The following is a 14,533-nucleotide window of genomic DNA, read 5'->3' on the forward strand; positions in this document are numbered from 1 at the left end:
ACATGCTAACCCCCAGCTTGGAAGACTATTTAGAGGAGATATATCGGTTTTCGTTATCGCTTGATACAGTTCGAGTAACGGACATTAGTAAAAGGCTTAAAGTTGCTTTGCCATCAGTAACTAAAGCCCTCTATAAATTAAGAAACGAATGTTACATAAAGTACGAACGGTATGGTGAGATCAAGCTTACAGACAAAGGAAACGAATTTGGGTATTACTTAGTTGCGAGGAATCAATTGTTGCAGGAGTTTCTAGCTCTAATATGCAGTAAATGTAACTTTGCTGTTGAGGCCGAAGCTATGGAACATTATCTTTCAACTGCAACGATTGATGCCATTAAAAATCTAGTGGAGTTTATGAAAGGCAATCCATCTTGGCAATTAGCCTTTAAAGATTTCATGAGTTTACAAGACTAGGAAGACAATAATACCCACAGAACACTTGGCCAGTGTATCTGTGGGTTAGACGAATTTTTTGACGAGGTTGGAATACCTCTTCTAGGCTAAGCCTAAAAGGTACGCTGTCTGGGCGATGATGAAACATACTGTGAACGCCAGAGTCGTAGGGATGATAAAACCCATAAAGGTCCATTTTTTACTTCCTGTTTCTTTGTACATGCTGAGTAAAGTTGTGGCACAGGGCCAGTGGAGTAGGGCAAAGAGCATCGTGTTGAAAGCGGTTAGCCAGGTCCAGCCGTTGGCAAGCAGAACTTTTTTCAGTTCGAATAAACTCCCAAACTCAGTCAATTGCCCCGTAGCCAGATAGCTCATAAGAAGGATCGGTATCACAATTTCATTAGCTGGGAGACCTAAGATAAAGGCCATAAGGATAAAACCGTCCAGTCCAATAGCTTTGGCTAGAGGATCAAGAACACTCGCTATATAAGCAAGGACACTGACGTCCCCGATGTAGACATTCGCCAGAATCCAAGTGAGTCCCCCAGCGGGTGCTGCTACAACAAGCGCCCGGCGCAAAACAAAGATCGTGCGGTCAATAAGGGAACGATAGAAAACCGCCCCGAACTTGGGTCTGCGATAAGGGGGTAGCTCCAACACCAGAGAAGAGGGCTCACCCTTAAGGATCGTTTTGGACAAGGTCCATGATACAGCAAACGTAACCGCTACTCCAAGCAGGACTAAGAGCGTAATCATGCCTGCGGCTAGAAGTGATTGTGAAAAGGCGAGTGCACTGGTCATGAAGATTGAAGTGAGGGCAATGAGGGTCGGAAAACGTCCATTGCAGGGCACAAAGTTATTGGTCAGGATAGCGATCAAACGTTCTCTAGGAGAGTCAATGATCCGTGCAGAAACAATCCCAGCTGCGTTACACCCAAAGCCCATACACATTGTCAGGCATTGTTTCCCGCAAGCATGCGCTTTTTTAAACATGTGGTCAAGGTTAAAGGCCACCCGCGGAAGATAACCTAGGTCTTCAAGGATGGTAAACAAGGGGAAAAAAATGGCCATCGGAGGAAGCATCACCGCAGTAACCCAGGCCAAGGTACGGTACATACCTAGGACCAATACACCATGCAGCCAAGCAGGGGCCTGAGCTAACTGAAACCATTGGGTAAGTACATCTTGAAAGGCAAAGAGCACGGAAGCAATCATTTCCGAGGGTACGTTCGCTCCAGCGATAGTAAGCCAAAATACTGTGCCTAACAATAGCAACATAAGCGGATAACCGAACACACGGGAGATTACAATTTTATCAATCTTATCTTTCCAACTACACTGAACAGTGTCTTCCCGCAATACAACCTGTTTGGCTAGCTTTTCAGTATAAGCGAAGATATCTGTAACAACACGATCTGCTAGAGGTGTTCCAGAAGACAAACGGATCGATTCGGTATCGGAGTAAATTTTTAGGAGGGGATCTATTGGAGTAAGTGTGCTCATAGTGTGATCTTGCTCCCTTGCTGAGGCATAGCTACTATTTTCTGATTTTGCGTTGCTGCATAACGGCCAATGGTTTCAATAAAAGAAATATCACTATCTAACAAGCGAAGTGCCAACCATTTTGGATTTACTACTCTAGCCAAGTCTAGCTTTTCGAGCTTAGGCAGAAGTGTGCAAATTGCTCGTTCAACTTCTTCGGAATAGACGACCTGTCTCGGCCGGGTTTTTTTCTTCTCTACAGCCATTGTGTAGACTGCGTTTTGCAATTCTTGAAGTCCTTCCCCATTCCTCGCTGCTGTGGGAACGATAGGTACACCCAGCTCTTTTTGTAGTTCAATGAAGTTTATGCTTAATTTCTTCTTCCTTGCTTCATCGATCAAGTTGACACATACAATGATTTTTGACGAGATCTCCATAACTTGCAGGGCTAAGTTGAGATTACGTTCCAGCGAAGTCGCATCAAGCACCACGATGGTCGCATCGGGTTGACCAAAGCAGATAAAATCCCTGGCGATTTCTTCTTCAACACTATGGGCTAGTAAGGAATAAGTACCAGGTAAATCAACCAACAAAAACGATTTATTCCGATATGTGTAAGTCCCTTGCGCATTATCGACTGTTTTTCCTGGCCAGTTGCCGGTATGTTGATGTAAACCAGTAAGCGCATTAAACACGGTACTCTTCCCTACGTTTGGATTCCCAGCGAGTGCAATCACGTACTGTTCACCAGTCGTTCTAATCCCAAAGTGTTCCCTCATAACACGACCATGATCTTTAAGCGCGTTAGAACGGTCTCCTATTTTTAACTCCATATTTTTTCACCCCAAAGATATTTTTTAACAATATGATTAGGACCTATCTGGCTGCAGAGTCAATATAAATAAGGCTGGCGTCTTCACTGCGCAAAGCAATTACAGTATCCCGAACTAAGTAAGCGATCGGATCTCCGGCAGGGGCTTTCCCTATGCAGGTAAGAACTGTCCCAGGGACAATACCCAGATCAAGGATTCGACGACGGAGTAATCCTTTAACCTCTAATTGTATAACCTTGGATTTTTCGCCGGGCTTTAGTGTGGATAATGGTACAGGTAATATTGTCATCTGCGTAACTCTCCTTTCGAGGATTGTTAGACTAAGTTAACTTTTGACCTAGCCCTTTCTGAGGTTAACTGAGGTCTTGAAATACAGTATTAAACCTGGGAGTGAAGTGTTACTATGAAGCTTACTGAAATTTTCATTACTATTGTTTATAACAAGCTAAAGAAGCCCTGGATTTGCCAATCCAGAGCTTCAAAGATGATTAAAGCAGTACATGATGCTGGGGTAAATTGATCTGAGTACAACAGGAATATTCAAATGAGGCGACGGAGGAGCTTTGACAAGGCCAAAAAAGCTCCTCGTTCGCTCTGACCTAAAGATATCGGACGGTCAGATCACAATATCATTAAGCCAGAAAGTGATAAGATACGGAGGGATCCAAACTTCCGCACTTTTTCGCACGCAAGATGCCAGGTGATTTTGAAGGCGTTTTGGAACATTTAATTCGAGGGCCTCGTCACAACAGTTATTGTAACTTATATTTGCAATTGGCGCCTTGAAATTATTGTCTAGTATTGGACAAACCAATACTTTGAGTGCGAAAATTGAAGAAACAAATAATTATTACGTAGTTGTTTGATTATCAGAGAGAAGACTTTCAAGCCATTAAAACAATTAGGAAGATAAAATAAATAAATTCTAAGAGGTTGATATAGTTACATGTTTTACGTCTTAACTGGGAATTTTAATGTGAGTAAGAAAGATTTTTTGCGGAGGTGCTTTGTAAGATGCCAATGATTAACTTTGATGGGCCTGTCCTGACTATCGATCAAAAGAGAAGTCTGATTCACGGAATGAGTCAAGCTGCTTCGCAGGCTTTAGGAATTCCTATGGCAGCGTTTACCGTAACACTGGATGAACATGATTACAGTAACATGGGAATTGGTGGGGAAGTGCTGACAGAATCAGTTTACTGGGGTAAATATAAAGAACTTAAAGACTGAGTTATTTTGCTTTAACTCACAGCGTCTGAATCGACCTCTTTTAGGGGTCGTTTTTTATTACCTTGTTTTATTGAATTATGATAAGATAATTCCTAAGAAGGAAAGAAACTATAGAAGTCTAAACGAATGAATGTTGCAAGATATCGGAAACGACCGGAAATAATTTGCCAAAGAGAGAAGGTGTGTCCAATGCCTACAAAAAGAGACGTTGAGCGTGTATTAGAGAACCGGGATTGGAAGCAACTAGGCGTCTGGGTTGAAGAAAATAGGAACGTTTATGGACAACTGATGGCGCGAATTTATGTTAAAGATGGTATTATCTTCTGGCGGGCGGTAGAGGCGTTGGGTGTTGTCACGCATTATTTCGAGCAGGAAAAGCGAAATAATGCTCTTGAACTTGTGCGACGTTATTTTTGGATGCTCACTGAGGAATCAGGAGGGACTGCCTGGAATGCTTCGGAGGCCATAGGAAGCATTCTCGTCCATTGTCCAAAGACTTGTGGGCACTTTAATTGGATGCTTTCCGGGTTGCTGGAAGATGAAAGTTTGTGTGATGGAGCTCTATGGGGGTTAGGACAATTGGCTCAGGTTGCTCCGCACTTAGTGGAGCCTTTGGAAGAACGGATAAGACCTTTCTTAGAATCGGAAAAACCGTTACCACGAGGTTTGGCAGCATTAATCTATGCATTGATGAGGATTCCACACGATCATTTTCCGATTTATCGCGAGGCTGGGCCTAAGTGGACAGTCCCAATAGATCTGGATACTCGTTTAAGGAATGACCAAAATTTAATCGAAATCTATCAAGATGGGGATCTGAAAAGTTATCACGTTCAAGAACTTTGGCAAGCCGAAACGATAGCTTTTTGGACGGAACAAGTAGCAATCCAAGACCTTGAGGTGGAGGTAACGGTTGCTTCTACTTCGGTGGGGTTATGCTGGTTAGGTCTCGGCTCACCGGTTGAAGAAGAACTGTCCCTCCGGATTTGGGCGGCGCGTTGGTTACCAAAAGGGTTCCTAATCAGGAAGCGTGAACGGAATAGCGAAACAATTCGTCAGCTTCAAGAGTATCTTGTTGGAAAACGCAAGGAGTTTACGATTCCCCTTCATCGGCTAGGGACTCCGTTTCAACTTCAAGTTTGGGAAGAACTGCTCAGTATTCCATATGGGGAGACACGTAGCTATAGTGACATAGCCACCAAGGTGGGAAGTTTGAAAGGGCAGAGAGCAGTGGGTATGGCTAACCATAATAATCCCATTGGAGTTATAGTGCCCTGTCATCGAGTGATTGGTAAAAGTGGGAATTTAACAGGATATGCCGGAGGCTTGGACATCAAGCGGAGGCTATTAGAGCTAGAAGGGGCCATTTCGCTCGAATTAAGCGAAAAAATAGAAAAATAGAGTCTTAGGAGGAGAAAAATGGAGAGAATAAAGAACGAGTCTCTTTTTACAGGAGTCGAACATATTGGGATTAAGGCCTTGGATATAGAGAAAGCCCTTCAGTTCTACATTGAGATACTGGGTTTTAAGTTTTTATACCGGATTAAACCGGGTGATGTGGAATTAGCTTTTTTAGAGTTAGGGGGTACAGTTGTAGAGCTTGTTGAGGTTGTCGATGGTCAACGTTTTGAGGATGGAGTTGTCAATCATTTAGCGCTGCGGGTATCGGACATCTTCAAAGCCGTCAAGCGCTTAAAAGAATTTGAGGTGGAGCTGATCTCTGCGGAGCCAATGACCTTAGGAGAAGGACGATATAATTTCTTTTTCCGTGGTCCTAGCAGGGAAAAGCTTGAACTATATCAGGAGTAAGTGGGAAGCTTCGTAAACACAATTGCCAAGAAGATTATGGATTAATCTATAATAGAGAATGGAATTTCGATATGCAAAAGAGATATCATACCTTTAACGAACATTTACGGGAGAGGTTCGGTGGGAAAATTTTCAAGGTCTCTTTAGATGCTGGATTTACATGCCCAAACCGGGATGGGACATTGGGTAGGGATGGCTGTGTCTACTGTAGCGAACGAGGGTCCGGGGATTTCGCTGGGGAACAGGGGTTATCCATCCATGATCAATTCATCGAAGTAACGGAACGGATGAAGAAAAAATGGCCCAACGCAAGGTACATTGCTTATTTCCAGGCTTATACCAATACTTATGCAACGGTAGAGCGGTTACGTGAGGTCTATGAAGAGGCTTTAAGAGAGGAAAACGTTGTAGGGTTATCCATCTCAACAAGACCGGATTGTTTGCCAGAGAATGTGCTGGACTATCTTGAAGAACTGAATCAGAGAACGTATTTGTGGGTAGAGCTAGGGTTGCAAAGTATTCATGATCGTACCATGGAGTGGATTGAAAGGGGCCATAACTATGCCCAATTCCTGAAGGGTCTTGATCTGTTGTGCTCCAGAGGGATACGGGTTTGTGCTCATATAATTCTCGGCTTACCTGGGGAAACGAAAACGGAGATGTTAGAAACCGCCCAAGCGGTTGCCAAGATGCCTTTACAAGGAATCAAGATTCATTTGCTTCATGTGTTGAGAGGAACCCCTTTGGCAGCAGTTTATCAGCGTGAACCGTTTGATCTTATGACTCAAGAGGACTATGTTTCGCTCGTGGTTGATATTTTAGAGATCGTCCCCTCGGGGATGATTATTCATCGTTTGACAGGAGATGGGCCTCCGGATGATCTTATAGGGCCTCTCTGGAGTCGTAAAAAATGGGAAGTTCTCAATGCGATTGATGCCGAGCTTGTACGCAGAGACACATGGCAGGGAAAAAGGGCGAAAAAATAGCGACCCGCAGGATCGCCCTTAAAAGGAGGAGATAAAGTTATGAGTATTTTTAAGGCCTTAGTGGAGGCCTAGGAAACCGAGGTGGTAGAATCGAACGTTCCGAATGTTCGTTGGGAGTTTTAGGGTGAGATGGGGTCAATTTGAGGCCAGGCGCTAAGTTCAAGTAACGCTTCAGATCTGAATTTGCATCTGTGATCCGTCGGATTATTTGATCGTTATTAAGACGTTCAGTCATTGACACCGCCCCCTTTTCAAACTATATAAGCTTATTATGGAGTCTCGTACTGAATCAATTTTCCTTCCCAAGTACGCAGGATCGCTTTGTTTTCATCAAGGGACATCAAGTATTGAGGTGAAATGGGAGTCTTGCCTCCGCCTTTGGGGGCATTTATAATATAGGTTGGTATCGCAAGGCCCGAAGTATATCCTCGTAAGTGTTCCATAACGGCAAGTCCATCTTGGATCCGCGGCACAAAATGACGTGTTCCTTTGACGTTCTTAGCATGGAAGATATAGTAGGGCCGGACTCTAATTTTGAGTAGTTCTTGATTAAGCTTTTTCATGACTTCTGGTTGGTGGTTTATGCCCTTGAGCAATACTGCCTGATTCCCTAAAATCACTCCGGCTGCAACAAGTTTGTCAGCCGCTTTTTTGGCATCTGCGGTAACTTCCTTAGGGTGGTTGAACTGCGTATTAATATATATAGGTGGATATTTAGCCAATATAGAACATAGTTGATCTGTAATGCGCATGGGGAGAGTTACCGGAGTCCGTGTCCCGAGACGTTTAATTTCTACGTGGGGTATGGCATGGAGTTCCCCGAGAAGCCAATCGAGGGTTAAGTCACTGAGTAGTAGAGCATCTCCTCCAGTCACCAAGACATCCCGTATCTCCGGATTTGCTCGAATATAATCGAGAGCTGCTCTCAGCTGGGTTCGTTCTTGATGGGTGTCCGTTTCACCAATATTACGTCGGCGCTGACAATGGCGACAGTACATGGCGCACATGTTGGTGACGTTGATGATCAGGCGGTCCGGGTAACGCCTCGTGATACAAGGCGCAGGAGATGTAATAGCTTCTCCCATCGGGTCTTCTTCACCGAAATCATCGACAAGCTCAGCTTGGGTAGGTAATCCTTGAAGTCTAATTGGGTCAAACGGATCGGTATCATTGATCAAACTCAAATAATACGGAGATAATGCCCAGCGAAAGGTCTTCCCAACACGTGCTATTTCTTGACATTGTTCGGAGGTTAATCCAGGGAGCAAATTACTTAAGACGTGGGCATCTGTAATTCTGTTGTGCATTTGCCAGTGCCAGTTTTCCCAGTCCTCAAGCGTTGCGCTGAAATAGCTTAAAATGGTTGCTCGGCGTAATTGATAGGCTTCTATACTTGTAAATCCCGTCGGAATTGTTTTGCACTTTTGGATATAAGGAACGATCTTTTGTTTCAGTTCTGAGGCTCGCCTTAGTGCAAACTGACGAAACGTATCTGGTCTATTGCTAAGTTGAACAGCCATTCTTATTTCCTCCTCCTCTACTTCAGATAGGTCAAATGATGCTATTAGATTAACTGCGTTCCAATGGCGAAGACTAGGATTTAGAGTGTGTTTATTTAGAAGAAACATATTTTCAGAAATGGCTCATAATCACTAACAACCTTATAATAACATAGGGGTTGTTAGTTGTCAATAGGATGATGCCACTAGAAGATGGCTATGCTATAATAGTAGAAATGAGTAAGGGGATGAAGGTATTGGAACATGCACGCTACCAGGAGATCGCGATAGATATAGCTCACGCTATTATGATGGGGGAATACCATGAAGGCGAAAAAATTCATGGTCGTTCTACTTTGGCAGGACGGTACAATGTGTCACCGGAAACTATTCGCCGGGCCATCGCTATTTTACAAAATGTCGGTGTCGTCGTGGTCAGTCAAGGCGTAGGGATTACCGTAACATCGAAAGCTTTGGCCGAGAAATTTATTAAATCATTTGATCAAAAAGGTGAAATTCAGGTCTTTCTCGAAGACTTAAAAAGTCTAATGGATCAAAGGCGTGAAAATGATTTGAAGATTGAAAGCCATCTGAACAAATTGCGGGGATATGCTGACCGAATAATGTCCCGTTGGTTAGATGTTGGGGAAATAGAAATTGGAAAAGCTTCTCCAGCAATTGGGAAGACTTTGCGGGAATTAAAAATTCGTGAGCGTACGGGGACAACTATTATAGCGGTAGTTCGTGATGGCTTTGAACAATTTTCTCCGGAAGCAGGTTTTGTTCTTCGGGCAGAAGATGTCCTGTTGGCCGCGGGGTCATCAGAAGGGCAGGAAAAGTTGCAACAATTAATTTTATGATTTGGAGCGGGCAGAATGTATCCTGGTATTGATATCATTGAAATAGAGCGATTTTCTATGGCGTTTCAACGACAGCCTAAGTTATATGAACGCCTTTTCACAACGCGAGAGCAGAGTAACTTAATAGGGAAAGGTATTCAGAGTTACGCAGCGCGTTTTGCTGGAAAAGAGGCTGTTCTTAAAACATTAGGCACTGGCTTGCGTGGATTGTCTTGGCATGATATAGAAATCTTAAGTGATTCAAGCGGCGAACCTCTGGTATATCTTAGCGTTAGAGCTATGGATCAGGTTAGGGCTCGAGGTGGGTCCCAAGTTCGCATAAGTTTAACTCATGATCGCACACAGGCGATGGCTTTTGCGATTTTAAGTTGAGCAAAATGAGATTCGATGTTGCAATGATGAAGAATGAAGGCGACAGTTCTAAGTTAATGAGATATGATATGATAAATATAACAGAACCGGGGTGAGGAGAATGCGTGTAGTCAGCGCGGAACAGATGCGGCAGATTGAGGAAAGAGCCATTCATCATTATGGCATTCCAAGTTTGCTGCTTATGGAAAATGCAGCCTGGGCAGTTGTCGAAGAAATTCGGCGTTGTTTTCCCAAAGAGGAGGCAGATTTAAGCGGACGAAAAGCAGTGATCCTGGTTGGGAAGGGAAATAATGGCGGAGATGGATTAGCGGTGGCTCGACATTTAGTTTTCCAAGGCATGGATGTCACGGTCTTTTTATTTGCAGGATTTGAGGAATTTAAAGGGGATGCCGCCTTAAATTTGCACCTTTTCCAAGGGATGTCTGGAAAGTGTTTTATAATCGAAGGAGAGAAACAACGTCGTTTGACACGTCTAGCCTTAGCGCAAGCAGATGTCGTGGTCGATGCTCTTTACGGAATTGGGCTGCGGGGTGCTTTACCCAGCTTAATAGAAGAGTATGTAGACGAAGTGAACTGTTCTCCTGGATGGGTGATCTCTATTGACGTCCCGAGTGGAGTGGAAGCCAATACTGGTAAGGTATATCGCACGGCGATTCGCGCTCAAACGACAGTTACCTTCGGACTCCCTAAATGGGGTCTTTTTCTTGGTGAAGGGCCAGAGTATAGCGGACGGGTTGTTGTGGACCCTATTTCAATCCCGGAATCCTACACTCGAGATGAAGCGATCTCCACGTTTGTGTTGACTGATGACGATGTCCGCAATATGCTTCCCGTTCGCCAACTTAAGGGTCATAAAGGAACCCACGGAAAAGGGATTCTTGTTGCAGGGTCTAAAGGAATGAGTGGGGCTGCTATTCTTGCAGGACGAGGTGCTTTGCGAAGCGGCATTGGACTGTTGCAGATTGTTACCCCCACTGGGATTGCGAAAGACGTAGATGCTAGCCTTACAGAGGCGACGACTTGGTCCGCTCCAGGAGACGATTCTTTGAATGAGGAAGCTTGGCAGGTCATCTTAAAGCAATCTGAAAAAGCCCAAGCCTTTGCCGTTGGCCCAGGCTTAGGCCAAAATACCCAATTTATAACGGTATTAGACAAAATTATGGAAACTATACGTTGCCCGGTCGTCTTGGATGCCGACGCGCTTAATCTGGTAGGATTAGAACCAGGTTTACTTAACTTGAGAAACGGTCTTGGTCCGTTGATTCTTACGCCTCATCCTGGTGAGATGGCCCGACTTTGTCAGTGCAGTGTTGAAGATATTGAGCGAAATCGCTTGGAGATTGCGGTGGCGAAAGCCGTAGAGTGGGAGGCAGTGGTTGTTTTAAAGGGCTCAGTGACCATTATTGCGGCGCCTGATGGTCGCGCCTTTTTCAACCCTACTGGAAATCCGGGACTTGGAACAGGAGGGACTGGCGATGTACTTACAGGCAGCATTCTCGCTTGGTTGGCCCAGGGGGTTGATCCACTTGAAGCTGCATGTCTAGGTGTATATTTGCACGGGAAATCTGCAGATAACTTAGCGACTGAGTATGGGTGGTTAGGATTTACGGCCTCGGAAGTGGCCGATCGGCTGCCTAAAGTTCGGCGTGAGTTGGAACTAAAGCCTTTAGAGAAAGAGAGGATGGGAAAATGGGGTTACGACAAGTTTGGGCTGAGGTAAATCTCCAAACGCTAAGAGAAAATTACAACAAGCTACAGGCGTATACCCGAAGTGAAATGATGCCAATCGTCAAGGCAGATGCCTATGGTCATGGGGTGATCCCCATTGTGAAAACGTTACAGGCGTGTGGAGCAAAACGTTTTGCGGTTGCTCTCTTACAAGAGGCGCTAGAAATTAAAGCCGTATTTCCCGAGCTTACAGTCATGGTTCTCGGGGCTACTGAACTGGACCAGATGGATATCTTGGTTAAGGAAGAGGTTATTCCTGCGGTTTTCCAATTATCCCAGGCTCTAGCACTCTCTGAAGCAGCTGTGAAACAAAACAAAACAGTGCGATTACATATAAAAGTAGATACAGGAATGAACCGGATCGGGTTTCGCGAGATAGACTTTGACGAAATTATGGAAATTTCCGCTTTACCGAATCTTTATATCGAAGGGATTTTCACTCACTTTGCTACGTCTGATCAATCGGATCTGTCGTTTGCCCGAGTGCAACTTAAACGTTTTCAAGCTCTTTATGAGAAGTTGAAGAGTGCTGGACTTAATATTCCGATCCGCCATGCGGCAAACAGTGCAGCGATCATCCATTTCCCAGAATCACATTTCGAACTTGTTCGTCCAGGAATAAGCCTTTATGGCCTTGTACCGTCTGCTCAGATTGGTGGAAATGTCGGCTTGGAACCGGTTCTGTCATGGAAAGCGAAAGTGTCCCATGTCAAAAGTATTAAGACGGGTGAAACTGTAAGTTACGGATGTACATTTCAAGCAGCCTATCCTACATGTGTCGCTACCATCCCAGTGGGCTATGCAGATGGGTTGCGCAGGGCACTTTCCAATTATGGTGAAATGCTGATTCACGGGCGGCGCTCCACGATGATCGGACGGATTTGTATGGATCAAACAATGCTTGAAGTGACTAAGATCTCAAAAGTACAAGTGGGTGATGTGGTTACGATTCTGGGAAAGGATGGATATGAACAAATTACAGCGACAGAAATGGCAGGATGGATGGGTACTATTAGCTATGAAGTCGTGTGTGGAATTTCTAAACGAGTGCCTCGAATTTATCTTGACTCGATGGAGAACAGCTAATAGGAGGGATTTTTCATTAAAGGTTTATGGAGTGTTCTGTAAATAATGGGGGCATTAAACTACTATGACAAATAACAAGCATAACACGTATAACACATTGTTCCATTGGAATAGTTTTAGATTGAAATTAGTGTTTGAAGGAATGGGTGTAGGTATTCTTACGGGCCTCTTAGTAGTGCTATATCGTTTTATGCTGGAAGAAGCCGGACTCATGTTAACAAAAGTTTATAATGTTTTGACTGTTCGACCAGCACTCATTTTTGCTTGGATTGGGGTACTTTGTATAATAGGTTATGTTGTAGGTTTATTGGTCGAACATGATCCTATGATTAGTGGTAGCGGTATCCCTCAAGTTGAAGGAGTCTTGTTAAGAAAATTATCCATGAATTGGTGGAAGGTTATTATAGGAAAGTTCGTTGGAGGAGTCTTAGCGATAGGGTCAGGACTTTCTATGGGAAGGGAAGGCCCATCTGTCCAACTGGGTGCTGCAGTTGGACAGGGTTTTAGTCAAGTATTAAAAAGAGTTAAAATAGAAGAAAAATATCTTACCACAAGTGGTGCAAGCGCAGGGCTTGCGGCGGCCTTTGGTGCTCCTTTGGCAGGGGTTATGTTTGCCTTAGAGGAAGTCCATAAAAACTTTTCACCCTTAGTATTACTTTCAGCAGTATCGGCAGCAGTATCGGCGGATTTTGTGACCAGCGAATTTTTTGGTTTGAAACCAGTCCTTAACTTTGCGAACTTACACGACTTTCCTCTTCGGTACTATTTCTATATTATTATATTGGGAGCTATCATAGGCGTCTTAGGGGTTGTATTCAATAAAACTCTTTTAAAGACTCAAGACTTATATGCTATGCAAAATTGGTTGCCCAAAAAATATTGGGTCATCATTCCGTTACTGATTTCAATACTCTTAGGATTTTTCTTGCCCCAAGTTTTAGGCGGCGGTCACGAGTTGATAGCTTCGCTTGTCACAAAAGGAAATTATCCTTTTAGAATTCTTTTGGTTCTGATGTTAGCAAAGTTCTTATTCACTATGGCGTGCTATGGATCGGGAGCGCCGGGGGGGATTTTTCTACCACTACTTGCTATAGGTGCCCTAATAGGTAATATTTATGGGATTACGCTAGTCCATGTTTTTCATATGGATAGTACCTATGTTAATAATTTCATAATACTGGCCATGGCTGGTTATTTCACCGCTGTTGTTAGAGCTCCGATTACAGGGACAATTCTGATTACAGAAATGACAGGCTCCTTTAGTCATTTGCTTACCTTAGCAATTGTATCTATTGTTGCCTATATAGTAGCGGATCTTTTAGGTTCAAAACCAATATATGAGTCCTTGCTTGAGAAATTCTTGCATAAACAGGGCGAAGGAATGGAAGCTGGAAATGAGAAATCAAAATACATTTTAGAGTTTGCAGTATGTATGGGATCAATATTGGATGGTAAACAAATCAAAGAAATCAAATGGCCGGCCCATTGCCTTTTGGTTTCAGTTAAACGTGGCGAACGGGAAATAATACCGAAAGGGGACACGGTGATTTATCCAGGTGATTACTTAATTGTCCTGACAAATGAGGATAAAGTTGCAAAAATAAATGATGCTTTAATTTGTTTGGTTGGAAGCTGTGAAATCCATAATGGCAGGTAATAAATTCAATTTTAAAAGGGGCTGCAACAAGCTGGTAAACAGTTACATCGCAGTCCCTTTTAGCTCCCCCTGGCAAGCTCCAAAGTATTATGTATTTTATTGTAAAAATACATAATACTTTGGAGCTTTTAGTTACCATAAATCCGCTAATATGCTAAAATCGAACTTGTACTCGTTAAATATAGGAGTTTACAAACTTAGACGTTCCCTTGCTTTCTACCACGTTGAGATAGTAGTTGTCGATTGGGGTTCTGGGGTTTCTTCAAAGATTTTGGGCATTCTAATATTTTACAAATTTATCCTAGAAAAAAACTGTATTACAATAAAGGGTGTGTAATATGCAAAGTTATGGTTTACCAAAGAAACAAGGGCTTTACGATCCAGCCTTAGAACATGATGCATGTGGTATGGGGTTTGTTGTTAATATCAAGGGAGAAAAGTCCCATGACATTATCGACGAAGCCTTAACAGTACTGGAAAACTTAAACCACAGAGGAGCAAGCGGAGCCGATGAAAATACCGGAGACGGTGCCGGGATCCTGATCCAAATACCCCACGAATTCTTCAAACGAGAATGCGAAGTCCTGGGGTTTGCG

The 14,533-nt window shown here is 43.6% G+C and carries 16 protein-coding genes; 11 read left to right on the forward strand and 5 right to left on the reverse strand.

Annotated elements, in window-relative coordinates; genetic code table 11:
- Positions 1–2: 2 nt before the first annotated feature.
- On the forward strand, positions 3–416 hold the full coding sequence (locus tag DSBG_RS05630) for a metal-dependent transcriptional regulator (protein WP_068963209.1): 414 nt from the start codon (positions 3–5) through the stop codon (positions 414–416).
- A gap of 81 nt (positions 417–497) precedes the next feature.
- On the opposite strand, the gene DSBG_RS05635 is transcribed toward DSBG_RS05630, so the two are convergent.
- From DSBG_RS05635 to DSBG_RS05645, 3 genes are read right to left on the reverse strand one after another with little or no spacing between them, the layout of a single operon-like run.
- On the reverse strand, positions 498–1,898 hold the full coding sequence (locus tag DSBG_RS05635; RefSeq protein WP_068963210.1) for a nucleoside recognition domain-containing protein: 1,401 nt from the start codon (positions 1,896–1,898) through the stop codon (positions 498–500).
- The gene (locus DSBG_RS05640) at positions 1,895–2,710 is read right to left on the reverse strand and encodes a FeoB small GTPase domain-containing protein (RefSeq protein WP_068963211.1); all 816 of its coding nucleotides are present in this window, start codon (positions 2,708–2,710) and stop codon (positions 1,895–1,897) included. Before DSBG_RS05640 ends, DSBG_RS05635 begins: the two co-directional genes overlap by 4 nt.
- Before the next feature lie 43 nt (positions 2,711–2,753).
- On the reverse strand, positions 2,754–2,999 hold the full coding sequence (locus DSBG_RS05645) for a FeoA family protein (RefSeq protein WP_068963212.1): 246 nt from the start codon (positions 2,997–2,999) through the stop codon (positions 2,754–2,756).
- 725 nt (positions 3,000–3,724) lie between these two features.
- Between DSBG_RS05645 and DSBG_RS05650 the strand changes: the two genes are divergently transcribed.
- The 4 genes from DSBG_RS05650 (at position 3,725) to mnmL (ending at position 6,735) form a co-directional block, all read left to right on the forward strand.
- A complete protein-coding gene (locus DSBG_RS05650) occupies positions 3,725–3,940 on the forward strand; it encodes a tautomerase family protein (RefSeq protein WP_009621665.1) in 216 nt (71 codons plus the stop codon).
- Positions 3,941–4,129: 189 nt separating this feature from the next.
- Entirely contained in the window at positions 4,130–5,341 is a 1,212-nt protein-coding gene (locus tag DSBG_RS23970; protein WP_068963213.1) for a DVU0298 family protein, read from the forward strand.
- A gap of 18 nt (positions 5,342–5,359) precedes the next feature.
- Positions 5,360–5,749 carry a VOC family protein gene (locus DSBG_RS05660; RefSeq protein WP_068963214.1) on the forward strand — a complete coding sequence of 130 codons (390 nt, stop codon included), beginning with the start codon at positions 5,360–5,362 and terminating at the stop codon, positions 5,747–5,749.
- Between the two features lie 71 nt (positions 5,750–5,820).
- On the forward strand, positions 5,821–6,735 hold the full coding sequence (gene mnmL / locus DSBG_RS05665) for a tRNA modification radical SAM protein MnmL/YtqA (RefSeq protein ID WP_068963215.1): 915 nt from the start codon (positions 5,821–5,823) through the stop codon (positions 6,733–6,735).
- 49 nt (positions 6,736–6,784) lie between these two features.
- On the opposite strand, the gene DSBG_RS21625 is transcribed toward mnmL, so the two are convergent.
- Both DSBG_RS21625 and eam read right to left on the reverse strand, forming a co-directional pair.
- Positions 6,785–6,970 carry a hypothetical protein gene (locus tag DSBG_RS21625; protein WP_083236736.1) on the reverse strand — a complete coding sequence of 62 codons (186 nt, stop codon included), beginning with the start codon at positions 6,968–6,970 and terminating at the stop codon, positions 6,785–6,787.
- 34 nt (positions 6,971–7,004) lie between these two features.
- Positions 7,005–8,255: a glutamate 2,3-aminomutase gene (gene eam / locus DSBG_RS05670; RefSeq protein ID WP_068963216.1), complete on the reverse strand. Its 1,251-nt coding sequence runs from the start codon at positions 8,253–8,255 to the stop codon at positions 7,005–7,007.
- Between the two features lie 215 nt (positions 8,256–8,470).
- On the opposite strand from eam, the gene DSBG_RS05675 reads away from it, so the two are divergent.
- From DSBG_RS05675 to DSBG_RS05700, 6 genes are all read left to right on the forward strand, one after another.
- Positions 8,471–9,094, forward strand: coding sequence for a GntR family transcriptional regulator (locus tag DSBG_RS05675; RefSeq protein WP_491005709.1), 624 nt, complete (start codon positions 8,471–8,473; stop codon positions 9,092–9,094).
- 15 nt (positions 9,095–9,109) lie between these two features.
- Positions 9,110–9,466: a holo-ACP synthase gene (locus DSBG_RS05680; protein WP_068963217.1), complete on the forward strand. Its 357-nt coding sequence runs from the start codon at positions 9,110–9,112 to the stop codon at positions 9,464–9,466.
- A gap of 100 nt (positions 9,467–9,566) precedes the next feature.
- Complete coding sequence (locus tag DSBG_RS05685; RefSeq protein WP_068963218.1) at positions 9,567–11,186, forward strand: bifunctional ADP-dependent NAD(P)H-hydrate dehydratase/NAD(P)H-hydrate epimerase; 1,620 nt, start codon at positions 9,567–9,569, stop codon at positions 11,184–11,186.
- The gene (gene alr, locus DSBG_RS05690) at positions 11,156–12,280 is read left to right on the forward strand and encodes an alanine racemase (RefSeq protein WP_068963219.1); all 1,125 of its coding nucleotides are present in this window, start codon (positions 11,156–11,158) and stop codon (positions 12,278–12,280) included. Before DSBG_RS05685 ends, alr begins: the two co-directional genes overlap by 31 nt.
- 64 nt (positions 12,281–12,344) lie before the next feature.
- On the forward strand, positions 12,345–13,937 hold the full coding sequence (gene clcA, locus DSBG_RS05695; protein ID WP_068963220.1) for a H(+)/Cl(-) exchange transporter ClcA: 1,593 nt from the start codon (positions 12,345–12,347) through the stop codon (positions 13,935–13,937).
- Positions 13,938–14,275: 338 nt separating this feature from the next.
- The coding region (locus DSBG_RS05700) for a hypothetical protein (protein ID WP_141694240.1) at positions 14,276–14,533 on the forward strand (258 nt) is incomplete at its 3' end.

The organism is Desulfosporosinus cupriresistens (genome assembly GCF_001707885.1).
Taxonomy (GTDB): Bacteria; Bacillota; Desulfitobacteriia; order Desulfitobacteriales; family Desulfitobacteriaceae; genus Desulfosporosinus.